Consider the following 25594-nt stretch of genomic DNA (forward strand, 5'->3'; position numbering starts at 1 on the left):
TCCTCAGGCGACGAAGTGGTCGAACTCGCCGGCCTTGGCGCCCCGGACCCAGGCGTCGAACTTGACGCGGGTGGTGGTGACGATGTGGGTGGGGTTGTTCGATTCGCGGATGTAGACGAGGTCGCCGTCGGAGGCGATCTCCAGGTAGTTGGCTTGGTCGCCGCTGGTGCTGGACCTCTGCCACTCAAGGTGTTCCACGGTTGCCTTCCTCGGGTCCTGTGGTGGACGTGCTGACAATATCCGCGAGCAGAGCGGCATGGGATTGGGAAGCCACTACGGTTTACCCGGACATCACACGGCGGCGGGGGTTGTCGATGCAGGGCGCGGTGATCGGTGGGCGCTACCGGATGGGCGAGCGCATCGGGTCGGGCGGCATGGGCGAAATCTGGAGCGCCCACGACACCAGGCTGGCCCGGGATGTCGCCGTCAAGCTGATCCTGCCGCGCTTCGACGGCATGGACGACAGTGCGGAGCAGGCCCGCTTCCAGCGGGAGGCGCGGCTCACCGCCCGGCTCCACCATCCGAACATCGTCGGTGTCCACGATTGCGGGATCCACCTGGAGGCCGGGCTGCCGATGCCTTTCGTGGTCATGGACCTCCTCGCCGGGCAGTCGCTCGCCGCGCTGCTGAAGTCCGGCCGGCGTCCTGGCGTCGCGGAAGTCGTGGACTGGGGCATGCAGGTCTGCGGGGCGCTGGCTGTGGCGCACCGCGAGGGCGTCGTGCACCGCGACATCAAGCCCGCCAACCTCTTCCTCACCCGCCGTGTCGACGGTACCGAGGCTGTCGTCGTCCTCGACTTCGGCATCGCGGCCTACCTGCAGGGGAACCACACCCAGCTCACCCCCGACGGATACATGATCGGCACCGCCGCCTACATGGCCCCCGAGCAGGCCAGGCGCGAGAGCGTCGACGGCCGTGCGGACCTGTACGCGCTCGGCTGTGTGCTGTACGAACTCCTCACTGGTGCGCCGCCGTTCGGCATCCATGCGAATCCGGGTGCCCTCGCGGCCGCCCACATGTACGAGCCGCCCGTGCCGCTGCGGCAGCACCGGCCCGACCTGCCCCACGGCCTCGACCGGTTACTGCTCCAGCTCCTCGCGAAGAGCCCGGCCGGCCGCCCCCCGTCGGCGCTCGCTGCCGCCGAGGCCCTCGCGGGCGCCACCGACGACCGGCTCCCCACCGCGGGGGAACTGACCGCGACTTACGACCTGGCCAATTCCCTCGGTCGGCTGGGGCGCCACGGGGAGGCGGCGGCGTTGCTGGACGGGTTGGCGGCGGACCGTGCTCGCGTCCTGGGCGCCGACCACCCGGACACCATCAAGGCTCGGCACAACCGCGCGTACAACCTGGGTGAGGCGGGGCGCCACCTGGAGGCGGCGGCGCTGCTGGAGCGGGTGGTGGCCGACCGGGCGCGCGTCCTGGGTCCTGATCATCCGCACACGCTCACGGCCCGCCACAACCAGGCCTACTACTTGGGTCAGGCAGGGCAGCATGCTCGGGCGGCGGCGCTGCTGGAAGGGGTGGTGGCCGACCGGGCGCGTGTCCTGGGTCCTGATCATCCGCACACGCTCACGGCCCGCCACAACCACGCGTGCAACCTGGGCGAGGCGGGGCGCCACCTGGAGGCGGCCGGTCTGCTGGAGCGGGTGGCGGCCGACCGGGCGCGCGTCCTGGGTCCGTCCCATCGGCTCACGGTCATGTCCCGCAGGAGCCATGCGGTCTACGCCGAGCGGATCGGGCGGTTCGGTTGACCGTCGGCCCGATCGGCCTCGTCAACCGGCCGTCGGTCGACTGCCGCGGCGGCATCGTTTCGGTCATGTCAATTCGTGCGAGTCGTTGTGCTATTCCATTGGGGTGTCAGTCGTTCCTACACTGAAGCCCCGCCGCACGGGGGCTGCGGGAGGCAGGTTGCCGACGGGCCCGGGGGAGGCGCGTGTGACTGACCGGGGCTGGGACGAGGACGACACCCGGCCGTACTTCTTCCTCTCCTACGCGCACACCCCGAAAGCCGGTGCGCGTGGCGCCGGCGACCCGAACCACTGGGTCCGGCAGCTGTACCGGGACCTCTGCGAGGCGGTGCTCCAGCTGACCACCGCCCCGGACGGGGTGCCGGTGGGCTTCATGGACGAGTCCATGCACCAGGGCGAGTTGTGGGCCGATCGGCTGTCCGACGAGTTGGCGAGCTGCCGGGTGTTCGTCCCGCTGTACTCCCCCCGGTACTTCAACAGCGTGCCGTGCGGTCAGGAATGGCACGCCTTCACCCGCCGTCCGGTCTATCCGGCGAACCTCGACTCGGAGCGCACCAGCGGCATCGTCCCGGTGCTGTGGGCGCCGATGAGCCGTTACCGGCTGCCGAAGGTGGCCAGTGAACTCCAGTTCAACCACGCGAGTTTCGGGCCCGACTACGCCACCGAGGGCCTGTACGCGCTGATGAAGCTCACCTACTTCCGTTCCGCGTACGAGCTGGCCGTGCACCGCCTGGCGGCCCGGATCGTGCAGGTGGCGGAGGAGACGGTGATCCCCGTCGGGCGGCGTCTCGAATTCAACACCCTCCCCAGTGCGTTCAATGTGACCGCCCCGACCAGGCAGCTGCGGATCTCGGTACTCGCCTACCACCAGGGCGAGTTGCCGGATGGCCGCAACCCCGACTACTACGGCGAGCGGCGCACCGACTGGCATCCGTACCGGCCGGTCGGCTCGCCCATCGCGCAGCACGCGGTGCGGCTGGCACGGCAGTTGGGGTTCCAGCCGACCGTGCACGAGTTCGACGACGAGGCCGCGTCGATCATCGAGGGCAACGCCGAGGCCCCCGGCCTGCTGCTGCTCGACCGGTGGGCGCTGCGCGATCCGCGCCGGCGCGAACTGGTGCGGCGCTTCGACCGCTCGGACGCCACCTGGGTGAGCGTGCTGGAGCCGTGGAACGCCGACGACCCGGAGTGCCAGGAAAGCGCGGGCGAGCTGGGCGACCTGAGCGACGACACGCTGCGCATCACCCGGCGGGCGGGCCGTCCGAGCTTCCTCGGCGCGACCGGCCCGGCCCGCGCGACCGGGCTGCATTCGCTGGAGGACTTCGACGACGCGCTGCCCCGGGCCGCGATGAAGGCCAAGTACGCCTTCGAGGGCCGTACCAGGGCCGAACCGGAGGAACCTCCGCCACCCCGGCCGAGTCTGCGGGACGCGTTCCGGCGCGGGGGAGGCGGGCCAGGGCCGGACGGCTCGGGCGAGGACCCCTTCGCCCAGGACGAGAACAACGGCGGCGACCGGAACAACGGCGGCGACCCGCACCGCGAGCGCGACCGGAACAACGGCGGTGACCCGCACCGCGAGCGCGACCGGAACAACGGCGGTGACCCGCACCGCGAGCGCGACCCGTACCGCGAGCACGACCCGTACCGCGACGACGGCGATGACCCCGATGACGGGATGGCGCCCCTGGGAGGACGAGGAAACCGATGACCGAGAACCGCACCAGGAACCTCCGCCTCGGGGGCCTCGCCGCCGCCGATCTGGTCGCCCAGCGCGAGGCCGAGCGGCGGGCCGCGGAGCAGGACCGCAACGGCCGGATCATCACCTTCTACTCGTACAAGGGCGGCACCGGCCGCACCATGGCCCTCGCCAACACCGCGTGGATCCTGGCCGCCAACGGCTTCCGCGTGCTCACCGTGGACTGGGACCTGGAGGCGCCGGGCCTCGCCAAGTTCTTCCACCCCTTCCTCGACCCGGCCTCCCTCGCCGGCACCACCGGGATGATGGACCTGATCGCCGAGTACCGCGAGGAGGCGCTGCGCCCGGTCGAGCACGCCGAGGGCTGGCACCTGGACTTCGCCCGGGTGCACCCGCACGCGCTGTCGCTCACCTGGCCGCACTTCCCGTCCACCGGCAGCCTGGACTTCCTCTCCGCGGGCCAGTTCAACCGGGACTACTCCGAGGCCGTCACCCACCTCGACTGGGACATCTTCTACGACCGCTTCGACGGCGGGCAGTTCTTCGACGCCCTCAAGGCCGACATGGCCAAGCGCTACGACTACGTGCTGATCGACTCCCGCACCGGCCTGTCCGACATCGCCGAGATCTGCACCGTGCAGATGCCCGACGACCTGGTGGTCTGCTTCACCCTGAGCGACCAGTCGATCGACGGTGCCTCCCGGATCGCCCAGCACATCCACGACCGCTACCGCGAGCGCGGCATCCGCATCCTGCCCGTCCCGATGCGCATCGACGAGGGCGAGAAGGAGAAGGCGGACGCGGGCCGGGCGCTCGCCCGGGTCCGCTTCGACGGCCTGCCCGCCGGCTTCAACGGCGAGGAACTCGCCGCGTACTGGGGCTCGGTGGAGATCCCGTACCGGCCGTTCTACGCCTACGAGGAGATCCTCGCGACCTTCGGCGACCAGACCGGCACCCCGACCTCGATGCTGGCCGCCTGCGAGCGGCTGACCTCCATGCTCACCGACGGCCGGGCCCCCGGCCTGCCGCCGATGGACGAGGCGGTCCGGCTGCGCTACGTGGACGCGTTCACCCGCCGCCGCCCGTCCGTCCCGGCCGACCTCTACCTCTCCTACGTCCCCGAGGACCGGATGTGGGCGGACTGGATCGAGTCCGTCCTCACCCGGGCGGGCTTCCGGGTGCTGCCCCGCGACCTCAGCGCCGGCACCGACCCGCGCGAGGAGACCGAGCGCGGCATCGACTCGGCGTTCCGGACGGTCGCCGTGCTCTCGCCCGCCTACCAGCGCTCCCCGCAGGCCCGGGCGCTGTGGGAGTCGGTGGTCAGCTCCGACCCGTCCGGGACCAGGCGCCAGCTGCTGCCCGTCCGGGTCGGGGACGTGCGGCTCACCGCGCCGTTCAGCAACCGCAACCCGGTCGACCTGGTCGGCCGCGACGAGACGCAGTCGATCCAGAGCCTGCTGCGCGCCCTCGGCCGCGGCGACGTCCCGCTCGAGGACGCGCCCAACGGCGGGCCGCGGTTCCCCGGCAGCAAGCCGTCGGTGTGGGACGTCCCGCCGCGCAACCCCTCCTTCACCGGCCGCGCCGCCGTCCTGGAACAGCTGCGCAACCAGCTGCGCGGCGGCATGGCGGCCGTCCTGCCGACCCCGCAGACCCTGTACGGGCTCGGCGGCGTCGGCAAGACCCAGGTGGCGCTGGAGTACGCCCACCGCTTCATGTCCGACTACGACCTGGTCTGGTGGATCGACGCCGAACAGACCGAGCTGGTCGCCCCGGCCCTCGCCGAACTCGCCCGCCGGCTCGGCCTGCGGGTCGGCGACTCGGTGACCGAGGCCGCCGAGGCCGCCCGCGAGGCACTGCGCCGCGGCGTACCCACCTCGCGCTGGCTGCTGATCTTCGACAACGCCGACGAACCCGCCGAGATCCGCCGCTTCTTCCCCGGCGGCTCCGGCCACATCCTGGTCACCTCCCGCAACCAGGCCTGGACCGGGCACGCCGAGGCCCTGGAAGTCGACGTCTTCACCCGCGGCGAGAGCGTCGAACACCTGTGCCGACGCGCCCGCAGCCTCTCCCGGCCCGACGCCGACCGGGTCGCCGAAGCCGTCGGCGACCTGCCGCTCGCCGTCGAGGTGGCCGCCGCCTGGCTGGACACCACCGGCACCCCGGTGGAGACCTACGTCACCCAGCTGCACGCCGAAGCCGCCCGCGCACTCGCCGTCGGCCGCCCCGCCGACTACCCCACCCCGGTCGCCGCGACCTGGAACGTCTCCATCGGACGGCTGCGCCAGCAGTCCCCGGCAGCGGTGCGACTGCTGCAACTGTGCGCGTTCTTCGCACCCGAGCCGATCTCGATGAACCTCTTCTACAGCGACCAGATGATCCGGGCGCTGGTGAAGTACGACGCCGACCTCAGCGACAAGTTCATGCTGGGCAAGGTCATCCAGGCGATCGGCCGCTACGCGCTGGCCAAGGTCGACGCCGGCAGCAACAGCTTCCAGGTGCACCGCCTGGTCCAGGCGGTGATCCGGGCCGGCATGACCGCCGACGAGCAGGAGATCGCCGTCCACGAGGTGCACCGCATCCTCACCGGCGCCCGACCCGTCCTCGGCGACACCGACGACCCGGCCAACTGGCCCGCCTTCGACGAGATCTGGCCACACCTGTCGCCGTCCAGGGCCCACAACTGCGACGAGGCCGACACCCGCCAGCTGCTCATCGACCGGGTCCGCTACCTGTGGAAGCGCGGCGAACTCGACCGCGCCCGCGACCTCGGCCACGCCCTCGACGCGGAGTGGACCAGCAAACTCGGCGAGGACGACCGGCAGACCCTGCTGCTGCGCTTCCAGCTCGCCAACGTGCTGCGCTCCCAAGGCAACTACGCCGAGGCGCTGGCCCTGGACGAGTCCACCCTGGAACGCCAGCAGGCGCTGCTCGGCGAGCACCACCCGTACACCCTGATGACGGCCGGCTCGCTAGGCGCCGACCGCCGGGCCCTCGGCCGGTTCCAGGCCGCACTCGACCTCGACCGCGAAATCCTCGACCAGTTCCGCGAGTTGTTCGGCGACGACAACCCGCGCACGCTCTCCATGGCGAACAACCTGGCGATCGACTACCGCCTGGTCGGCGACAGCGAGGCCGCCCGCGAACTCGACCAGGAGACCCTCGACCGGCGCACCGCCGTCCTCGGCCCCAAACACCCCTACACCCTGTCCACCAAGTCCAACCTGGCCCGCGACCTGCGCGAACTCGGCGACTACCGGGGCTCGGTGGACCTGCTGCAGGAAGTCACCTCCGACCTCGGCGACGTCCTCGACCCGGACCTCCCGGAGAACCTGCGCAACGCCAAGTCGCTGGCCGTCTCGCTGCGCCGCATCGGCCAGCTCGCCGAGGCCCGCCGGATCACCAAGGAGACCTACGAGCGCTACCTGGAGCGCTACGGCGCCGACGCCCCCGACGCCCTCGCCTGCGCGCTCAACCTGGCCGCCGACCACAGCGCCTCCGGCGACAAGGAAGCCGCCCGCGACCTCTGCTCCACCGTCTTCGAAGGCCACCGGAGGCTGTTCGGCGACGAACACCCGTTCACCCTGGCCTGCGCCAACAACCTCGGCATCTACCTGCGCGGCAGCGGCGACGTCCAGGGCGCCATCGAGCGCGGCCGGCTCACCGTCGAGGGACTGACCCGCTCGGTCGGACCGGAACACCCCTACACCCTCAACGCGATGATCAACCTGGCCAACGCCTACGGCGACGACGGGCAACTGGCGCTCGCCGAACAGCTCGGCCGGGCCGCCCACCAAGGGCTGTGCGAGCGCTACTCGGGGCAGCACCCGGACGCGGTGGCCTGCGAAGCCAACCTGGCCGTCACCCTGCGGACGGCCGGCCGGCACACCCAGGCCGCCGAGCTGCGGTCGCGATCGATCGCCGAGCTGATCCGGCAGTTCGGCGAGGAGCACCCCAACACGGTGTCGGCGCGCGGCTGGAAGCGGATCAACCGCGACCTGGAGCCGCAGCCGGTGTGAGTCCGCTCCGGACAGGGGCGGGGTACGCTGCCGAGCCATGGCCACCACCCCGCCCCCGGTCCTGGTCACCCGGCGCCTGGCGCCCGGTGTCATCGAACGGCTCACCGCCCGCCACGCCGTCACCCGCCACGACTCCGACCAGGCGATGGACCGGGCCGAGCTGCTCGCCGCCGTCCGCGGCCGGCAGGCCGTGCTCACCACCCTGGACGACCGGGTCGACGGCGAGTTCCTCGACGCGGCCGGCCCCGGGCTGCGGATCGTCGCCAACCACGCGGTCGGCTACCACAACGTCGACCTGGCCGCCTGCGCCGAGCGCGGGGTGCTGGTCTCCCACACCCCCGGCGTGCTCACCACCGCCACCGCCGACATGGCCTGGGCCCTGCTGCTGGCCGCCACCCGCCGCCTCGGCGAGGGCGAACGCCTGCTGCGCTCCGGCACGCCCTGGACCTGGGCGCCCACCTTCCTGCTCGGCCTGGAACTGGCCGGCACCCCGCTCGGCGTGCTCGGCATGGGCCGGATCGGCCAGGCGGTCGCCCGCCGGGCCCGCGCCTTCGACATGCCGGTCAGCTACCACAACCGCCGCGAACTGCCGCCCGAGCAGGCCGAGGGCGCCGACTGGAAGCCGCTGGAGGACCTGCTCGCCACCTCCACCGTGCTGGTCGTCACCTGCCCGCTCGGCGACGCCACCCGGCACCTGCTGGACGCCCGCCGGCTGGCCCTGCTGCCGCACGGCGCGGTGGTCGTCAGCATGACCGCCGGCGTGGTGGACGAGGAGGCGCTGGCCGCCGCGCTGGAGTCCGGCGCACTGTTCGCCGCCGCCGTCGACAACTTCGAGCACGAGCCCGCCGTCCCGTCCGCGCTGCTCGCCCAGGAGCGCGCGGTCCTGGCCCCGCACCTGGGCAGCGCCACCGTCGCCACCCGACAGGCGATGGGCGGCCTGGCGGTGGACAACATCCTGGCAGTGCTCGACGGCGAACCGCCGGTCACCCCGGTGCGGCCCTGAGCCGGTAGGGCTAACCCGCTGCCCAGGCCAGGGCGGTGGTCATCACCCGGAAGGCTCCGAAGTGCGCGGCGCCGGGTTCCAGGAAGAGCTCGGCGTCCGGGATGTGGTCGGCCAGCCAGCGGGAGTGGTCGACCGGGGAGAACTGGTCGTCGGCGCCGTGCCAGAGCCAGGTCGGCACCCGGACGGACCCGACGTCGAAGCCCCAGTCGGCGGTGAAGGCCAGCACGTCGTCGATCCAGCCGTCCGCGCCGTGCCGGAACGCCTCCCGGTAGTTGCTCTGCAGCATCCGCCGCAGTCCGCTGTCGGCCACCACCGCCCGGTCGGCGGGGGAGAGTTCGGTGCGCAGCCCGTTCAGCAGCCGGACCGGGTCGTCCTTGATCTGCCGGGAGCGGAACTCCATCGCGTCGGCGATCCGGCCGTGTCCGCGCTCGGCCTCCTGGTACGCGCGGACGTTGGACGGGGTCATCCCCGCGTACCAGTCCAGGCCGGCCGCGTCGCGCGGCGCGAGGCCCACCAGGACCGCGACCCGGCTGACCCGCTCCGGCAGCAGCGCGGCGCAGGCCAGCGCGTGCGGGCCGCCGCCGGAGCGGCCGAGCACCGCGAAGCTGTCCAGCCCGAACTCGTCCGCGATGGCCCGTACATCGGCCGCCGCCGCGTTCACCCGGCGGCCGAACAGCCGGGTCGAGTCGCCGTAGCCGGGCCGGTCGTACGAGATCAGCCGCACGCCCAGCCGGTACAGCACGGTGCTGCGCGGGTGCGGGCCGACCCGGCTGCCGGGCATGCCGTGCAGCAGGAACACCGGTCGGCCGCGTGGGTCGCCGAGGGACTCGACCGCGAGGGCGCGGTCGTCCGCGGTCTTGACCATCCGTAACGACACCTGCGGCCTCCTCAGTGTTCCCGGTCGATTCGGTGCTCCGGGGCGGGTCGGTGCTCCGGGTCGGTCCCCTGCCCCCGGTGGTGCTCGTGCTCCCGGTGGTCCTCGTCCTCCCGGTCGTTCTCGTCCTCCCGGTCGGTGGTGGTGCGGACCTCCCGGCGGGCCTGCCAGGTGGTGTGCTCGCGGGAGATCGCGTCCTCGGCGTCCCGGGCCAGCCGGGCCCAGATCTCCTCGGCCTCCGGCGCGTCGAGGTCCAGCTCGGCGAGTTGGCGCTGGATCTGGGCCAGCTCCTCGGCGGCCAGCGCGTACGCGGCGGCCAGCGGCCGGTACTGGCGCAGTTGTGCCCAGGCGGTGACCGAGGCGGCCACCGCCGAGACGGTGCCCAGCGCGTCGTAGGTGAACGCGCCGAGCGCCCGCAGCAGCGCGAGCACCAGCCCGAGCGCGGGCAGCAGCACGCCCAGCACCCCGGCCCAGTGGCCGGTCCGGGCGCAGTAGCGGGCCTTGGCGCGGTACCAGTCGTGCTGCACCTGGATCCGCTCGCCCAGGTACACCTCGCGGCGCACCGCCAGCGGCTGCTCGCGCAGGTCGCGCATCGCCGCGGTGATCTCCGCCGCGCTCCCGGCCTCGCTCCCCGTCCCGCTCCCGGCCCCGCTCCCCGGCACGGCCACCGGGCTGTCCCGGAAGGCGCCGAGCACCCGGCCGAGCTGGAAGCGGTACAGGCCCTCGGCGTCCGGCAGGGTGCGCGGCGGCGGCTGGTAGGCGTCGGCCCGGACGGCGTACTTCCAGACCAGGGTCTTCACCGACTCGGCGGCCGCCCGGCCTTCGTACCAGAGGCCCTGCGGGTTCTGCCGGCTGATCACCACCGCCAGCGCGACCGCGCCGAGGTAGGCGCCGGCGGCCGGCCAGGCCCAGGGCTCGCCGTCGGCCGAGCCGGTCGCGGCGGCGACCACCAGCAGGACCAGCTCCCAGGCGGAGAGCAGCACCGAGCGCCGCTGGCCGCGCAGCGAGGCCGCGTCGGCGGCCCAGAAGAACTCGGGCAGTAGGTCCCGCTCGCGCACCCAGCCGGTTCGTCCCGCACCAGACGCCATGTTCGGCCCCCACCCGTCGCTCCGGTCGCACCGCTCTCCTGCCCCGGGCGGCTTCCCGGTACGCCTGGCGCGGCCGGGGGTGGCCCGCAATGGCCGGGAAGGCCCGGTGGATTGTCCGGGACTCCCCGTGTTCGTTCCGGTACCGAGCGTGCGCGGCACCCCGGGGCTCGGTGGGTGCGGCTCAGTAGGTGTAGAGGACCCGCTCGGCGTTGTCGGCCATCTGCCGGGTGTTCCACTCGGTGCCGCCCGGGACGTTGCCGGAGCGGAACAGCGGCGGGGCGGGGGCGTCCCCGGCGGCCGCCCGGTCGGCGAGCCGGCCGACCGCCGAGGCGACCACGGCCTGCATCAGTGCGCTGGTCACGATGGTGGAGACCGGGCCGAAGGTGGTCTCGGCGCCCGGGTGGGTCAGCTCGCCGTCGCCGACCGCGATCTTGCTGTCCAGCACCACGTCGCAGTGGTCCTTCAGGTAGGTGCCGGAGGGGTGGGCGGAGGGCACCTCCTCCGGGTAGGCCAGCGAGGTCACCCCGATCACCTTCAGGCCGCGGTCCCGGGCGTACCGGGCCAGCTCGACCGGCATGACCTGGCGGCCGGACAGCGAGATCACGAACAGCAGGTCGCCGGTGGTCGCCGGGGTCAGGTCCAGGGTCGCGGTGGCCAGCCCGGAGACCCGCTCCAGGGCGCTGGACAGGGGAGCGGGCATCACCGTCACCCCGGTCGTCCCGGGCACGTTCAGCAGGTTCATCGGGACCAGCCCGCCGGCCCGGTAGACCACGTCCTGGGCCGGCAGCGAGGAATGTCCGGCACCGAAGGTGAAGACCCGGCGGCCCTCGGTCATCGCCTCCGCCAGCAGCGCGGCGGCGGCCTCGACGGTGTCGGCCTCCTCCTCGCGCACCCGCTGGAGGTGGGCGATCGCGGCGTCGAAGTACCTGCCGACCAGGTCGTTCATCGGGTGCCTCCGCTCTCTGCCGGTGAGGGAGCCGGCCGGGTGGGGCGGTCCTGGTGGTCCAGACCGCCGGTGGAGAAAGCTACGGCCAGCACGGTCGCGTCCCGGCCGTACCGCTGTCAACAGGAACGAAATCCCGTGCCCGAAGCCCCCGGGCGGCCCCGGTTGTCGCCTCGGTACGTCAGAATTGGCGATGAGGACACCGAAGAACGGAGCCAGCGGCGATGTCTGGGCTGATCGACACCACTGAGATGTACCTTCGCACCATCCTGGAGCTGGAGGAGGAGGGCATCGTCCCGATGCGCGCCCGGATCGCGGAGCGCCTGGAACAGAGCGGTCCCACGGTCAGCCAGACGGTCGGCCGGATGGAGCGCGACGGCCTGCTCCAGGTTGCCGGGGACCGTCACCTCGAACTCACCGAGGACGGCCGCCGTCTCGCGGTGCGCGTCATGCGCAAACACCGCATCGCGGAGTGCCTGCTGGTCGACGTGATCGGCCTGGAGTGGGAGCAGGTGCACGAGGAGGCGTGCCGCTGGGAGCACGTGATGAGCGAGACGGTCGAGCGCAAGGTGCTCGCCATGCTCGGCCACCCCACCCAGTCCCCGTACGGCAACCCGATCCCGGGCCTGGACGAGCTGGGTGACACCAAGGCCGAGGGCGAGGGCTTCGACGCCGGGCTCGTCCCGCTGGACACCGTCAAGCCGGGCGAGGCCGGGGCCGACGTGGTGGTCCGCCGGATCGGCGAGCCGATCCAGACCGACAGCGCGCTGATGAGCACCCTGCGCCGGGCCGGCGTCCGGCCGGGTTCCACGGTCAAGGTGAATGTCGGCGTCGGCGGTCTGCTGGTCGGCACCGGGGACACCGCGGCGGAGCTGGGCAAGGACATCGCCCAGCACGTCTTCGTCGCCCAGCCCTGAGGCGCCGACACCGTACGGCCGAGTCGGGCCCGCTGCCTCCCGTGCAGCGGGCCCGACTCGTCCTCCCCGTCCCTCCCTGTTCCCCTCCGCTCCCTCCCTGCTCCCTCCCCGGGTTCCCCTCCGGCGCCTCGCCCGGCTTCCCCGTCCGAGCGCCCCTTCCGGCATCCCCACGCACCGCAATTCCTCCCCTCGGCCGATCATGGCAATCCTTGAGCGCTGTCACTCGTACGAGGGGCTTCTGCGGTTGACCAGCGGGTACACCGAAGCCTTATCCGGACTTGCGCAATCCGGAATCGCGTGGTCGGGGCAGGTGTCATCCGGGCAGGTGTCATCTGGACGCGCGCCATCCGGACATACATATGACGGGCCCTGCCTCCGGTGGGAGACAAGGCCCGTCACTCGCGCGCGTTGTGTCGCGCGGTGCACGCCCTCGCCCGATAGGCGTAGGGCGGCCGTTCGGGGGAGGTGAACCGGCCGGGGGCGCGGCCCCGCTCAGCCCACCGCCGCCGGCTGGGCGGCCTGCGCGCCGTGGTGGGCGGGCGACTCGCGGCCGCAGGCGTACGCGAGCGGGCTGATCAGCTCGGCGGCGTCGGGCAGCCAGCGGTTGAGCGAGGAGGGGGAGCGGGCCCACTGGGCGTACCCGGTGGAGCCGATCCGGGACGGCGGGGCGACCGTCCAGTCCCCCTCGCCGCGGGCGACCAGGTCCAGCCGGCCGGGCGGCCAGCCGAGCTTGCGGAGCATCTCCGGGAGCTTGGCCGCGACCCCGGGCAGCACCAGGAAGTGCAGCCGACGGCCGATCCGCCCGGGTGCGGCGGGCAGTACCGCCACCGGGCCGAGCTGGAGGTCCATCCGCTCCATCCGGGCCAGCGCCAGGCAGCCGGCCGTCTCCGGCACGTCCAGGACGTCGAAGGAGCGGCCGGTGGGCAGCAGGATCGAGGCCTGGGGCCGCTCGGTCCACCAGCGCCGCACCGCGCCCGGCCCGGCGCTCGCCTTGCGGGCCCAGTCCGCGTCCATCGGGTGGGCGCCCGGCAGCGTGCAGCGCGGGTCGGCGCAGGAGCAGCGGGCGGGCCCGTCGCCGTCGATCAGCCAGGCACCCGGGGCCACCTCCCAGTGGCGGTTCTCGGCGTAGCCGACGGCTTCGATGAGCAGCGGGGGCAGACCGGCGTTCTTGTCCTGGCCGGAGGCGTCGGGGATGTCTTCCACGCGCTGCTCAACTACCGTGTGTGAGCCTGGTTACGGCCCGACGGTGCCCGGTTGGGCGCATCCCGGCAATGTCACCCGTTCCGGTTACTCGACCGAGTTGGGGCGGCCGAGGGCGGGCGCAGCGGGGGCGCACGGGAGCATTTCCCAGGGCGCAAGGGGGGTGCGGATCGTCACCGTGGGTATCCCGCTGGCGTTGCTGATCGCTAACCTGGTGTCAGATTCCTTGGACGGTCGGACAGTCGGCAGCAGATCAGCAGAATCGTCGCCCGCCGGCCGGGACCGGAGGGTGTGGGGAGGCGAAGCCCAATGGCCGCGAGACCACTCGTCGCACGACAGCCCAACGAGCGTCTGCAGCAACTGATCCAGGAGGCCAGCTGCTCCAACGCCGGCCTGGCCCGGAGGGTCAACCTCTGCGGTGCCGAGCACGGTCTGGACCTGAGGTACGACAAGACCTCCGTCGCCCGCTGGCTGCGCGGTCAGCAGCCGCGCGGGCAGGCGCCGGCGGTGATCGCCGAGGCCCTGGGCCGCAAGCTCGGCCGCAGCGTGTCGGTCGAGGAGATCGGCATGGCGGACGGCAAGAACCTGAGCTCGGGCATCGGGCTGCAGTTCGCGCCGACGCTGGGCGCCGCCCTGGAGCAGGTCTGCGAGCTCTGGCGCAGCGACGTCGGCCGGCGGGACTTCCTGACCGGGGCGACGGTCGCCGCCTCGGCGCTGGTGGAGCCCAGCCGGGACTGGCTGATCACCCCGCCGGACCCGGTGGTGGCGCGCACCGGCGGCCCCAGGGTCGGCCCGACCGACGTGGCCGCGATCAAGGCGACCACCGCGATGCTGGTCGACCTGGACCACCGATTCGGCAGCGGGCACGTGCGCCCGGTGGTGGTGCACTACCTCAACTCGGTGGTCTCCGGCCTGCTCGGCGGCGCCTACCGGGAGGAGACCGGCCGTCAACTCTTCGCCGCGGTGGCGAGGTTGACCGAACTGGCCGGCTACATGGCGGTGGACACCGGCCAGCCGGGGCTGGCCCAGCGCTACTACATCCAGGCGCTCCGGCTCGCCCAGGCGGCCGACGACCGCGGCTACGGCGGCTACGTGCTGGCCGCCTCGATGAGCCACCTGGCGGCCACCCTCGGCAACCCGCGGGAGATCGCCCAACTCGCCCGTGCCGCCCAGGAGGGCGCCCGGTCGGTGGCCACCCCGACGGCGATGGCGATGTTCTACGCCGCCGAAGCCCGCGGCCACGCCCTCCTCGGCGACGCCCGCTCCTGCGAGGCGGTGTCGGCCAGGGCGCTGGAGATGATGGAGAAGCGCCGCCCGGAGGACGACCCGGACTGGATCGTCCACTTCGACGACGCTTACCTCGCCGACGAGCTGGCCCACTGCCACCGGGACCTGGAACAGGCCGGCCCGGCCGAGCACTACGCCCGCCGGGCGCTCGACCTGCACCCGCCGACCCGGGTCCGGCGCCGCGCGGTGGACCTGGTGCTGCTGGCCACCGCCCAGTTGCAGCAGCGGGACCTGGAACGCGCCTGTGAGACGGGCACCCAGGCGGTCCGGCTGCTGAGCGGGCTGCGCTCCAACCGGGGCGTGGAGTACCTGGACGAGTTCCGGCGCCGGCTGGAGCCCTACCGGGAACAGCGGGTGGTCCGCGAGTTCCACGCCAGGGCGGACGCGGAGGCGGCCTGATCCGGCGGCGGCCGCGGATCGTCTGCGCAGGGAGCGTGACGGAGGTCCCGCCCACGTGGTCACCCGGTGAGGTGAACCGGTAGCGTGGGCGCGACGTCCAAGGAACTGTGATGCTCCCAAGAACCGACGAGATGTGGTCCGCCGTCAGCGCGCGGTCCTGCACAGGTGAGGAATCGCGTTGAGTCAGCGCCGCTCGTACCCCAACTCGGGTGACTTCAACCTGGACGACCTGTTCCGCCCCGAGCCCGGCCAGCCGCCGGGCCAGCAGGGCCAGCCGCAGGGCCAGCAGCAGTTCCCGGGCCAGCCGCAGGGCCAGCAGCAGTTCCCGGGCCAGCCGGGCCAGCAGCAGTTCCCGGGGCAGCCGCAGGGCCACTCCGCGGTGCCGCCGGTGGGGCAGCCGTCCGGGCAGCCGGAGTACCTCGGGGAGGGCGGGCACGCGCTGCCGACCCAGGCCGTGCCCGCGCAGCCGATGCCCGGCCAGCCGATGCCGGGCCAGCCGACGCCCGTGCCCGGGGCCCCGTGGGGTGCGCCGCAGCCCGGGTACGGCGTCCCGCAGGCCGACCCGGCCCCGGAGACCCAGTACCTGCCGCCCTACCCGGCCGGCGACCCGCAGGGGGGCGGCTACCCGGTGCCGCAGGCTCAGCCCGGCTTCCCGCAGCAGCAGCCCGCGCCCGGCTACCAGGCGTACCCGCCGGCCGCGCAGCCCCAGCCGGCCTACCCGGCGCAGGACTACGGCCAGGACCAGCACCAGGGCTACGCCCCGGATCGCGGGCAGGGCTTCGACGCGACCCAGGCCGGCGGGTCGGGGCGCGGCGGTCGCCCGTCCAACAAGCTGATCATCGGCGGGGTGGTGGCGGGCTGCGCGGCGGCCGGCATCCTGGTCGCCGTCCTGATGAGCGGCGGCACCGACACCAAGGACGGCAAGAAGACCACCCCGGTGGCCGCCACCACCACCGGCGTCCCCGGCACGGCGAGCGGGAGCGGCTCCGGCGCCGCCGTCGACCCGGACGTCAAGGCGCAGGCGCAGCCGCTGTCGGACCTGCTGGGCACCGCGAGCGACAGCCGCACCTCGGTGGTCTCCGCGGTCGCCTCGGTGCAGAAGTGCGACAAGCTGCCCGAGTCGCAGCAGGCCCTCACCGCCGCGGCCGGCAAGCGCCGCGAGCTGCAGACCAAGCTGGGCCAGCTGAAGACGGACAAGCTGCCCGGCGGCCAGCAGCTGGTCGAGCAGCTGAACGCGGCGTGGACCGCCTCGGCCCAGGCCGACGACGAGTACGCGGCCTGGGCGCAGGACGCGCAGGCCTCCTGCGACGCGAAGAAGCAGGACAACCAGCACTACAAGAACGCCGTCCAGGCCAGCGGCACCGCGACCACCGCGAAGAAGCAGGCCTCCACGCTCTGGAACACGATCGCCGGCCAGACCGGCCTGCCCAACCGCGGCGACGGCGACCTGTAACCCGGGAGTCGTGGGAGTCCGGGACCCGCGGGACTCGCAGGAGTCGCGGGAGGCAGCCGAGCCGCGGGAGACGCCGGACGGACCGAATCGGGGCGGGCCGCGACGGGCCCGCCCCTCGCGTCACGCCGGCGGACGGCCCCCGGTGAGCACCCAGCGGACGTCCACGAAGCCCGGTTGCTGCAGGGTCATCCGGCCGTTCTTGACCACCTGGTAGGTGACCCAGGTGTTCACCAGACGCGGCGACTCGGTGCTGGGCAGCATGTTGGTGGTGCCCCAGCTCAGCGGCGGGGTGACGCCGGTGTCGATGCCCTCTCCGGCGTCCAGCAGCCCGGTGACCGTCTTCGAGGTGACCGGCTTGCCGGCCTCCGCCAGCTTCTGCGCCACCGTCCGGAAGACCTCGTACGAGACCCAGGTGGTCTGCACCCCGGGGTCGGAGACGTCGATGGTGTTCCCGCCGGTGGTGTCGGCACGCACCACCGAGCGCAGCCCGTCCCAGATCTTCGCCGACTCCGGCGGGTACCAGCTGGTGACGTAGGCGCCGCCGAGCGGGCCGGGGTCGCCGCCGGTGGAGTCGACCACCGACTGCTGCACGCTGCCGATCACCGAGGCGATCCGGGTGTTCTTCGGGTTCAGCCGCCGGTAGGAGTCCAGCAGGTTGCCGGTCGGCTCGGCGGCCAGCGCGCTGGTGACGCAGTTGCCCGGCTCGTCCTTGCCGAGCGCCTTGCGGGCCACCGGGGTGTAGTCGGAGGACTGCTCGGGCGCCTTGACGTCCAGCAGCTTGATCCCGGCCGGCCGCAGCGCGCCGCCGAGGTAGCCGAGCAGGTTGTCACCGGCCGGGGTGTCCGGGCGGACCAGCGCCACGGCCTTGCAGCCGGCCTCGACCAGCTGACGGCCGTTGCCCGCGATCAGCGCCGGCAGGCCGCCGTCCACCGGGTAGGACAGCGGGCTGGAGAACTCGGGCTGGGAGAGCCCGTACCCGCCGATCAGCGGGATGCCGGCGCGCTCCAGGACCGGCATGAAGGCCTCGCCCCACTGGCTGTAGGAGCCGATCACGGCGACGGCCTTGGTGTCCACCGCCTGCTGGGCGCAGGCACGGGCGCCCTCGACGCTGTTGTGCTCGTTGCAGGTGATCACTCGCAGCCGGTGGCCGTTCAGGCCGCCCTTGATGTTGACGTCCTGGCCGATGGCGGAGGCGAGCGCGGTCATGCCCGGCCGGTCGGCGGAGCGGGTGCCGGACGGGGCCCAGGTCATGACCGTCAGGTCGTCGCCGCCGGCGGCATCGGCCGGTCCGCCGCACGCGGAGGCCGAGAGGAGGGTGGGGAGCAGCGCCGCGGCGGTCACGGCGGCGGCGATCGGGCGTCGGCGGCGACGCCGCACGATCGGGGGAGGGCCCTGGAACGAGTCCCTTCGGCTGGTCATCGATCTTCCCTCTCTCTGGGCGCACTCCGGCGCACCGGATCCAGCCAAGCCCCGGTGCCACACGCCGAGAGGGCAGAAGTGCGAACGGTCGGCAAACGGCGGCTGAAATCCGGATCGGTACGCGTGTAGATCGCGAGTGGAGTACGAACAGACGGGGAACGTACGATCGTTCACCATGTCCGTCAGCACAGATTCTTCGCACCGGTCCGCCCGAAACCCTTCTCGTCCGGGCCACCGCTCCAGCACGATGGGCGGCATGCTCAACGATCTGCCCTGGTGGCGCTGGCGAGCCCGACTCCGCTCGGCGCTGCACATGCTGTCCGACCCCGGTTTCCAGCAGGAGGCCTGGCTGACCGGCCGGGAGGGGTACGGGGACGTGACCGACGCCGTGTACCGGCTGGTCGAGGACACCTGGCTGGACCGCTGGTCCGCCGAGAAGTACGTGGGCACGATCTTCCGGGACTCCGCCGAGGCCGCGGTGGTCGACGTCGCGGTGCTGCGGGCGGTGCAGATGCTGCACGAGGTCGGCGCGGACGCCCCGGCCTCCGCCTACCTCGGCCACCCCGGCTGGCCGGAGGCCGTCCGGGCCGCCCGCGAGGCGCACGTGCTGCTGGCCGCCAACGACGGGGACGACCCGGACGCGACGCCCAAGTCGCTGGACGTGCTGCGCATCCTCACCCAGGTCTGAGACCCCGGTCCGACCCCGGCCGGGCTCCGGCCGGACGGTGCCGTCCCGCAGTACGGGCAGCGGGGCGGCGGCTGTCCAGGATGTGACACGCTGGACCGTCCACGCACGTCACGAACTCAGAACGGGATACCCCCAGTGGAACAGCAGCCGGCCGGCGCCCAGTACGTCCTCACGCTGTCCTGCCCGGACAAGCAGGGCATCGTCCACGCCGTGTCCAGTTACCTCTTCATGACCGGCTGCAACATCATCGACAGCCAGCAGTTCGGGGACGGCGACAGCGGGCTCTTCTTCATGCGGGTGCACTTCTCCGCCCCCGAGCCGGTCACCGCGGACAAGCTGCGGGCCAGCTTCGCCGCGATCGGTGCCTCCTTCGCGATGGACTGGCAGATCCACCAGTCCGAGGAGCGGATGCGGATCGTCCTCATGGTCAGCAAGTTCGGGCACTGCCTGAACGACCTGCTGTACCGCACCCGGATCGGCGCCCTGCCGGTGGAGATCGTCGCGGTGGTCTCCAACCACACCGACCTGCGGGACCTGACCGAGAGCTACGGGATCCCCTTCCACCACATCCCTGTCACCAGGGACACCAAGGCTGAGGCCGAGCAGCGGCTGCTGGACCTGGTCGCCAAGGAGGAGGTCGAACTGGTCGTGCTGGCCCGCTACATGCAGGTGCTCTCCGACCAGCTGTGCACCGAGCTGTCCGGCCGCGTGATCAACATCCACCACTCCTTCCTGCCGAGCTTCAAGGGCGCCAAGCCGTACCACCAGGCACACGCCCGCGGCGTGAAGCTGATCGGCGCCACCGCGCACTACGTCACCGCCGACCTGGACGAGGGCCCGATCATCGAGCAGGAGGTGGCCCGGGTCACCCACGACGTCAGCCCGGACCAGCTGGTCGCGCTCGGCCGGGACGTCGAGTGCCAGGCGCTGGCCCGCGCGGTGAAGTGGCACAGCGAGCACCGGGTGCTGCTCGACGGCGCCCGTACGGTCGTCTTCGCGTAAACCGCGCCCAAGCCGCCTAACCGCCGCGTAAACCGCTGTGTAAGCCGTGTAACGGCCTTTACGGCCGAGACAGCAGCGGGAGCGCGTGCAGCACCTCGCGGACCGCGGCCCGGTCCCCGTGCTCGCCGACCGGCAGCCGGTCCGGGTCGCGGTGCGCGGCGGCCAACTGGCAGAGCTCCAGGCCGTTCAGCACCATCGAGGCCACCGGCTCCCCGCCGGGCGCCCCCGCGTCCGGGTCGGCCGAGCCGTTCGTGCCTTCGCCCCCGTCCAGCGGGACCAGCCACTCGCCGCCCGCCGGGCCGTCGACCACCAGCCGCAGCCGCCGGGTGGTCCGGCCCCCGCCGTCCGGCGCGGCCGGCGCCCCGGCGTGCTCGGGACGGGCGGCGCGCAGGCCGGCCAGCGCCCGGGGGAGCAGCCGGACCACCAACTCCACCATCTGCCGCAGGTGCTGCGGCGCCGGCGGGTCGTACGGGTAGGCGACCGCGCGGGCCACGTCCTCGCCGTGCACGTAGCACTCCAGGGCGCGGTCCACGAAGGCGTCGCGCAGCGGCAGCACCGCGCAGCCGTAGTCGACCGGGGTGTTGCCCTGCGGGGCGAGCGCGGCGCTGCGCACCAGGTCGTGGGTCTGTCGCCGCCACCGGGAGCGCACCGACTGCGGTGGCAGGGCGCCCTGGTCGGCGAGCATCCGGGCGGTGCGCGCGGTGATCGCGCGGTACGGGCCGCCCTGTGGCGGGACGCGCGGCGCGGCGGGCGGCACGGCCGGGTCCTGCGACGGCACCCGGCGTTCGGCGGCCGGGGCGGGGACGCCCGGGGCGGTCGGCACCGGGTCGGGCAGGCCGAGGGCGAGCGCCAGGAAGCCGTCCACGGCGGTCAGCCGGCCGAGCACCTCGGCCGGGCGCAGCCGCTCGGTGCCGCCGTGCCACGGCAGTTCGGCGACCTCCTGCCACTCCTCCGGGCCGAGGTCGCGCAGCAGCGCGTCGAGCTTGGCGGTCTCCGCGGTGTACGGCATGCCCCAGGCGGGGAGGGGCAGTTGGGCCGGGCGGCGGGCCAGGCACCAGTCGAGCACCTGTTGGCGCAGCGAGCCGGGCTGGTCCAGCGGCTCGTCCAGGGAGAGCCAGCCGGCCGCGTCGCGCAGCCGGGCCGCCTCGTCGGCGCACTCCGGGCAGGCGCGCAGGTGCTGTTCCAGGTCGGCGGCGTCGCGGGCCGGGCAGGCGCCGAGGGCCCAGGCGCCGAGCAGCGAGCGCAGGGCGTCGTGCTGCTCCTCCGTGCTGCTCACGTCTCCCCGTCCCCGGCTTCGTCCTGGCGGGCGCGTTCCTCGGCCAGTTCGGTGGCCAGCAGCTCCAGTCCGAGCCGCATCCGCTGCTTGGCGGCCTGCTCGCTGATGCCGAGCAGCCGGGCCGTCTCCCGGTAGGTGCGGCCGTCGTAGTACGTCACCGCGATGGTCTCACGCAGGGGTTGGGGCAGGGAGTCGACCACGTACTGGACACGCGCGGCGGTGGCCACGGCGCGGATCTCCGCCTCGGTGCCCCGGGTGTCGCCGCCCGGCACGAGTTCGGTGGCCCGCCGTGCCCGCAGCCGTTCGACGGCGCGGCGGTGGGTGAGTGCGCCGAGCCAGGAGCGGAGCGTGCCCCGGGCGGGGTCGAAGTCCTCGGGGTGCTCCCAGACGTGGGCGAAGATCTCCCGGGTGAGCTGGACGGCGGCGGTCTGGTCGGCGAGTATCCGCCCGGCCAGGCCGTGCACCATCGGTGCGAGTTGGTCGTAGAGTTCGCCGAGCGCGGTCTCCTCGCCGCGGGCGAGGCGGCGCTGCAACTGCTCGTCCCAGCGCGGGGTCCGCTCCGGGGTGGCCATCGGGATCCACCCTCCTGCCCGGGGTCGCTGGCTTACCCAACGGTATCTTGCGGCCGGTCCGCGGCGGGAGGGAATCCGGCAAGAACGGAACCCGTCCTCGCGGATCGCTGTTTCGCGGTTTCCTTGTGTCGGTGGATCGCCGGGTGGGCGTGGAGCGCCGGCTCGGCGGGGATCTTCACATGGTGCGACGGTCGGCTGGTGGGACCGTCCGTCGTCGCCGCTGTTCGAGAGCCGCTGGACATATGTCGCACGGGTGGTTCGCGAGTGGCGGCCGGGGTGCCGGGGTCGTCCGGAGGTAGGTTCCCGACTGCGGGACCGGCGGGTCGGCCCGGGCCGGACGAGCGCCGGTACGAGGCTCGCGAGAGTGAGCGGGACAGTATGCACTGCCCTGTCCCCCGATCGCCGGAATATGCCGGAAGCGCTTGCTGCGGTCCGTCCGTCCGCCCATCCTGAGGCGTATTCGTGTCGCGGCCGGTGCGCGACCGACGGGTCGGCGCGGACGAGTGGGCGCGGGTGGACGGACCGGGCGATCGCCCGGGTGCGGCTCGGGTGGCGCCGGGCGGAGTGCGAGGGCCCGTCGGCCGGTCGATCCGGCCCGATCGGGACTTAGGCCGAACTGCGAGTGCAGGTGGTGGAGCGGTGCAGGTTCTTCAGGTACAGCTTGCGGTGCAGGCGGACCCCGCCGAGGTCGGCCGGGCTCGTCGGTGGGTGCGCTCGCGGCTGTTGAACCACGGGGTGGACCCGGACGCGCCGATGGCGGAGACGGTGGTGCTGGTGGTCTCGGAGCTGGTGACCAACGCCGTGGTGCACACCGGCTGTCCGGCCGTGCTGCGGCTCTGCCTGCCGGTGACCGAGAGCCCCGAGGAGGAGGCCCGGGCGGCCGGCCCGCTGCGGGTGGAGGTCGCCGACGCGAGCCAGGCCGCCCCGGCGCCGCGGCACGCCGGGCCGGACGAGGACGCGACCAACGGGCGCGGCCTGGAGCTGGTCGAGCTGCTCTGTGAGCGCTGGGGCTGGTACCCGGACGGCTCCGGCAAGCGGGTCTGGTGCGAGATCGGTTCCGACGCCCGGCCGGCCGATCCGCTGGCCGACGTGGACTGGGCGGCTTTGGCGCAATAGCGGCTTCCCCGGCGGCCCGGGAAGCGTGGCGATCACGGGAGCGATCACCGCTGCCGATCACCGTTGGCGATCACCGGCCGAAAGGTGACGCAACCATTCCGAATTTCGGACTACCCATTGACGTGACGTATCCGACTGATCACGCTTGGGTGCGGCTCTCCGTTGCGAGGGGACGCCGAGGGGTCGTCCGTCCACCGCCGCGGTGCCGCTGTCCAGGGGGATCGTGTCAGCGAGGGGGCCGCGGACTGTCGGTCACGGGCCGCTCCTCGGCGAGTGCGGAGGCCACGGCGCGGGTTCAGGGCCCGCGCATCGCGATTGGATGGCGGCGTGCCGTGCCGCGCTCGGGGTGCGCTCGGCCTGCCGCCATCCAATACGCCACCGGGGAGCGGCGGAATCCGGCCACTCGTCGCTGTTGCACGACCGCCGGAATCTGAGGACCTACCCGAGGACCTGTCCGAGGACCTCCCGGGGCGCCGCGCGGAAGGTGCGCCGGTAGGCGCTCGGCGCCACGTCGAGCCGGCCGCGCAGTTGCAGCCGCAGTGAGGCGGCGGTGCCGAAGCCGGACTCCCGGGCGATCTGGTCGATCGTCAGATCGGTGCGTTCCAGCAGCTGGCGGGCCCGCTCGGTGCGCTGGGTGGTGATCCACTGGCCCGGGCTGGCGCCGGTCTCCTCGCGGAAGCGCCGGGTGAAGGTCCGGACGCTCATGCCCGCCCGGTCGGCGAGCCGGCGCAGCGCGAGCGGCTGGTCCAGGTGCTCCAGCGCCCAGGCGCGCACCGCGGCGGTGCCGTGGCCGTCGGCGTCCACCGGGCTCGGGGCCTCCACGTACTGTTTCTGGCCGCCCTCGCGCCACGGCGGCACCAGGCAGTTGCGGGCCACCGCGTTGGCCACCGCGCTGCCGTGGTCGCGGCGCACCACGTGCAGGCAGAGGTCCACCCCGGCGGCGACCCCGCCGGAGGTGAGGATGTCGCCGTCGTCGGTGTAGAGCACGTCGGGGTCGAGCCGCACCCGGGGGAACAGCCGGGCGAAGCGCTCGGTGTAGCGCCAGTGGGTGGTGGCCGGGCGGCCGTCCAGCAGTCCGGCGGCGGCCAGGATGAAGGAGCCGGTGCAGATCGACATCAGCCGGGTGCCGGGCCGGATCCGGGCCAGGGCGGCGGCGATCGCCGGGGTGAAGCAGGCGTCGGCGACCGCGGGGCCGGAGTCGGCGGAGGCCGGGATCACCACCGTGTCGGCCCGCGCCAGGAGTTCGGGCCCGTGGTCGACGGCGACCCGGAAGTCGGCGCTGGTGGCGACCGGCCGCCCGTCCAGGGTGCAGGTGGCGACCGCGTAGAGCGGCTGCCCGGCCGGGTCCTTGGCGCCGCCGAAGATGCGGGCCGGGATGCCGAGTTCGAAGGCGATCACGCCCTCCAGGGCGAGTACCGCGACCAGGTGCGCCATGTCGTCCCCTCAGGTGTCGGTGGGTCCGGGCCAGCGTACGCGGGGCCGTGGCCCGATTCTTGCGAAAGCTGTCATTCAGGCCACTCGTCCGGGCCGCGGCGGCCCGGAACACTCCTCGTGTGACCGAACGCAGCGCCCTCACCCCCGTACCCGCCCCCGATCCGACCGCCCCCGATCCGGTTGGCGGGCCCGCACCGGCCGAGCGCCCCCGGGTGCACTACGCCTGGGTGGTGGCCGGCGTCGCCCTGCTCGTCCTGCTCGGCTCGGCCGGCTTCCGGTCCACGCCGAGCCTGATGATGGACGCCCTGCACAACGAGTTCGGCTGGTCGCTCGCAACGATCTCCCTCGCCACCTCCGTCAACCTGACCCTCTACGGCCTCACCGCCCCCTTCGCCGCCGCCCTGATGGACCGGTTCGGGGTGCGCCTGGTGGTGGTCTGCGCGCTGCTGACCATCTCGGTCGGCTCCGGGCTCACCATGCTGATGCGCGAGCCCTGGCAACTGGTGCTCTGCTGGGGCGTGCTGGTCGGCCTCGGCAGCGGCTCGATGGCCGGGGCCTTCGCCACCACCATCACCGGCCGCTGGTTCCGGGACCGCCAGGGCCTGGTCACCGGTGTGCTGACCGCCGCCGGCGCGGCCGGCAACCTGGTCTTCCTGCCGGTCGGCGCCTGGCTGGTCGAACAGCACGGCTGGCGTTCGGCCGTGGTCGTGGTCTCGCTCGCCGCCAGCGCCGTCGCCGTCCCGGTCCTGCTGCTGATGCGCGAGCGGCCCGCCGACCTCGGCCTGCTCCCGTACGGCGCGACCGAGGAGCCGCCCCCACCGGTCACCGACGGCCGCGCGCTGGCCCGCTCGGTGCGGGTGCTGCGCGACGCCGCCCGCACCCGGGCGTTCTGGCTGCTGGCCGGCTCCTTCGCGATCTGCGGCGCCACCACCGCCGGCCTGGTCGGCACCCACTTCATCCCGGCCGCGCACGACCACGGCATGCCGGTCACCACCGCCGCGAGCCTGCTCGCCCTGATCGGCGTCTTCGACGTGCTCGGCACGATCTTCAGCGGCTGGCTCACCGACCGGGTCGACTCCCGGGTGCTGCTGACGGTCTACTACGGGCTGCGCGGCCTGTCCCTGTTCCTGCTGCCGCAGCTGCTGGCCGGCTCGCTGCACCCGCCGATCCTCGCCTTCGTGGTCTTCTACGGCCTCGACTGGGTCGCCACCGTGCCGCCGACCGTCGCGCTGTGCCGCCGGAACTTCGGCGAGGACGCCCCGATCGTCTTCGGCTGGGTGCTGGCCAGCCACCAGATCGGCGCGGCCGTCGTCGCCGGACTGGCCGGCCTGGCCCGCGACGCGCTCGGGAACTACGACCTGACCTGGTACGGCGCCGGCGGGCTGTGTGCGGTCGCGGTCGGGCTCTGCCTGGCCCTGCGCACCGGACGGACCGACCGGGCGGTACCGGTCCTCCCGTAGGAC

20 protein-coding genes are annotated in these 25594 nt (G+C 73.3%); 11 read left to right on the forward strand and 9 right to left on the reverse strand.

Translation table 11 applies throughout. The features are described from left to right. Window positions 1–3 precede the first annotated feature (3 nt). Complete coding sequence (locus tag ACZ52J_RS07125) at window positions 4–198, reverse strand: DUF397 domain-containing protein (protein ID WP_360494612.1); 195 nt, start codon at window positions 196–198, stop codon at window positions 4–6. A 20-nt stretch (window positions 199–218) separates the two neighbouring features. Here ACZ52J_RS07125 and ACZ52J_RS07130 point away from each other — a divergent pair, with 20 nt between their 5' ends. From ACZ52J_RS07130 to ACZ52J_RS07145, 4 genes are all read left to right on the forward strand, one after another. Then, the gene (locus tag ACZ52J_RS07130) at window positions 219–1751 is read left to right on the forward strand and encodes a serine/threonine-protein kinase (RefSeq protein ID WP_465616490.1); all 1533 of its coding nucleotides are present in this window, start codon (window positions 219–221) and stop codon (window positions 1749–1751) included. A 184-nt stretch (window positions 1752–1935) separates the two neighbouring features. Further along, window positions 1936–3456 carry a TIR-like protein FxsC gene (locus tag ACZ52J_RS07135; RefSeq protein ID WP_465616492.1) on the forward strand — a complete coding sequence of 507 codons (1521 nt, stop codon included), beginning with the start codon at window positions 1936–1938 and terminating at the stop codon, window positions 3454–3456. Then, window positions 3453–7460, forward strand: coding sequence for an FxSxx-COOH system tetratricopeptide repeat protein (gene fxsT / locus ACZ52J_RS07140; RefSeq protein ID WP_465616494.1), 4008 nt, complete (start codon window positions 3453–3455; stop codon window positions 7458–7460). Before ACZ52J_RS07135 ends, fxsT begins: the two co-directional genes overlap by 4 nt. Window positions 7461–7497: 37 nt before the next feature. Next, window positions 7498–8463, forward strand: a complete 966-nt coding sequence (locus tag ACZ52J_RS07145) for a 2-hydroxyacid dehydrogenase (protein WP_360494603.1) — start codon at window positions 7498–7500, stop codon at window positions 8461–8463. 10 nt (window positions 8464–8473) lie between these two features. On the opposite strand, the gene ACZ52J_RS07150 is transcribed toward ACZ52J_RS07145, so the two are convergent. The 3 genes from ACZ52J_RS07150 to ACZ52J_RS07160 form a co-directional block, all read right to left on the reverse strand. Continuing rightward, window positions 8474–9328, reverse strand: coding sequence for an alpha/beta fold hydrolase (locus tag ACZ52J_RS07150; RefSeq protein ID WP_360494600.1), 855 nt, complete (start codon window positions 9326–9328; stop codon window positions 8474–8476). Between the two features lie 23 nt (window positions 9329–9351). Further along, window positions 9352–10425 (reverse strand): DUF4231 domain-containing protein, encoded by a 1074-nt coding sequence (locus ACZ52J_RS07155; RefSeq protein WP_465616496.1) that lies wholly within the window; start codon window positions 10423–10425, stop codon window positions 9352–9354. A gap of 181 nt (window positions 10426–10606) precedes the next feature. Then, window positions 10607–11371, reverse strand: a complete 765-nt coding sequence (locus tag ACZ52J_RS07160) for a sugar isomerase domain-containing protein (protein ID WP_465616498.1) — start codon at window positions 11369–11371, stop codon at window positions 10607–10609. A gap of 221 nt (window positions 11372–11592) precedes the next feature. Here ACZ52J_RS07160 and ACZ52J_RS07165 point away from each other — a divergent pair, with 221 nt between their 5' ends. Further along, the gene (locus tag ACZ52J_RS07165) at window positions 11593–12285 is read left to right on the forward strand and encodes a metal-dependent transcriptional regulator (RefSeq protein WP_465616500.1); all 693 of its coding nucleotides are present in this window, start codon (window positions 11593–11595) and stop codon (window positions 12283–12285) included. Between the two features lie 492 nt (window positions 12286–12777). On the opposite strand, the gene ACZ52J_RS07170 is transcribed toward ACZ52J_RS07165, so the two are convergent. Beyond that, complete coding sequence (locus ACZ52J_RS07170) at window positions 12778–13488, reverse strand: bifunctional DNA primase/polymerase (RefSeq protein WP_465616502.1); 711 nt, start codon at window positions 13486–13488, stop codon at window positions 12778–12780. Window positions 13489–13794: 306 nt separating this feature from the next. On the opposite strand from ACZ52J_RS07170, the gene ACZ52J_RS07175 reads away from it, so the two are divergent. After that, entirely contained in the window at window positions 13795–15171 is a 1377-nt protein-coding gene (locus ACZ52J_RS07175; RefSeq protein ID WP_360494589.1) for a transcriptional regulator, read from the forward strand. A gap of 178 nt (window positions 15172–15349) precedes the next feature. Then, window positions 15350–16624 carry a hypothetical protein gene (locus tag ACZ52J_RS07180; protein WP_465616504.1) on the forward strand — a complete coding sequence of 425 codons (1275 nt, stop codon included), beginning with the start codon at window positions 15350–15352 and terminating at the stop codon, window positions 16622–16624. A 120-nt stretch (window positions 16625–16744) separates the two neighbouring features. Here ACZ52J_RS07180 and ACZ52J_RS07185 read toward each other — a convergent pair whose 3' ends face one another. Beyond that, window positions 16745–18043, reverse strand: coding sequence for an ABC transporter substrate-binding protein (locus tag ACZ52J_RS07185; protein ID WP_465616506.1), 1299 nt, complete (start codon window positions 18041–18043; stop codon window positions 16745–16747). 256 nt (window positions 18044–18299) lie between these two features. Between ACZ52J_RS07185 and ACZ52J_RS07190 the strand changes: the two genes are divergently transcribed. Both ACZ52J_RS07190 and purU read left to right on the forward strand, forming a co-directional pair. Next, window positions 18300–18731 (forward strand): SCO4402 family protein, encoded by a 432-nt coding sequence (locus ACZ52J_RS07190; RefSeq protein ID WP_465616508.1) that lies wholly within the window; start codon window positions 18300–18302, stop codon window positions 18729–18731. A gap of 135 nt (window positions 18732–18866) precedes the next feature. Continuing rightward, the gene (gene purU, locus ACZ52J_RS07195) at window positions 18867–19733 is read left to right on the forward strand and encodes a formyltetrahydrofolate deformylase (protein ID WP_465616510.1); all 867 of its coding nucleotides are present in this window, start codon (window positions 18867–18869) and stop codon (window positions 19731–19733) included. A 58-nt stretch (window positions 19734–19791) separates the two neighbouring features. On the opposite strand, the gene ACZ52J_RS07200 is transcribed toward purU, so the two are convergent. Both ACZ52J_RS07200 and ACZ52J_RS07205 read right to left on the reverse strand, forming a co-directional pair. Further along, window positions 19792–21009, reverse strand: a complete 1218-nt coding sequence (locus tag ACZ52J_RS07200) for an anti-sigma factor family protein (protein ID WP_465616512.1) — start codon at window positions 21007–21009, stop codon at window positions 19792–19794. Beyond that, window positions 21006–21581 (reverse strand): sigma-70 family RNA polymerase sigma factor, encoded by a 576-nt coding sequence (locus ACZ52J_RS07205; RefSeq protein ID WP_360494574.1) that lies wholly within the window; start codon window positions 21579–21581, stop codon window positions 21006–21008. Before ACZ52J_RS07205 ends, ACZ52J_RS07200 begins: the two co-directional genes overlap by 4 nt. A gap of 639 nt (window positions 21582–22220) precedes the next feature. Between ACZ52J_RS07205 and ACZ52J_RS07210 the strand changes: the two genes are divergently transcribed. Continuing rightward, the gene (locus ACZ52J_RS07210; protein ID WP_465616514.1) at window positions 22221–22697 is read left to right on the forward strand and encodes an ATP-binding protein; all 477 of its coding nucleotides are present in this window, start codon (window positions 22221–22223) and stop codon (window positions 22695–22697) included. 438 nt (window positions 22698–23135) lie between these two features. On the opposite strand, the gene ACZ52J_RS07215 is transcribed toward ACZ52J_RS07210, so the two are convergent. Continuing rightward, window positions 23136–24131 carry a GlxA family transcriptional regulator gene (locus tag ACZ52J_RS07215; RefSeq protein ID WP_465616516.1) on the reverse strand — a complete coding sequence of 332 codons (996 nt, stop codon included), beginning with the start codon at window positions 24129–24131 and terminating at the stop codon, window positions 23136–23138. Window positions 24132–24250: 119 nt separating this feature from the next. Here ACZ52J_RS07215 and ACZ52J_RS07220 point away from each other — a divergent pair, with 119 nt between their 5' ends. Then, the gene (locus tag ACZ52J_RS07220; RefSeq protein ID WP_465616518.1) at window positions 24251–25591 is read left to right on the forward strand and encodes an MFS transporter; all 1341 of its coding nucleotides are present in this window, start codon (window positions 24251–24253) and stop codon (window positions 25589–25591) included. Window positions 25592–25594: the final 3 nt, after the last annotated feature.

Source organism: Kitasatospora sp. NPDC034035 (assembly GCF_055575755.1).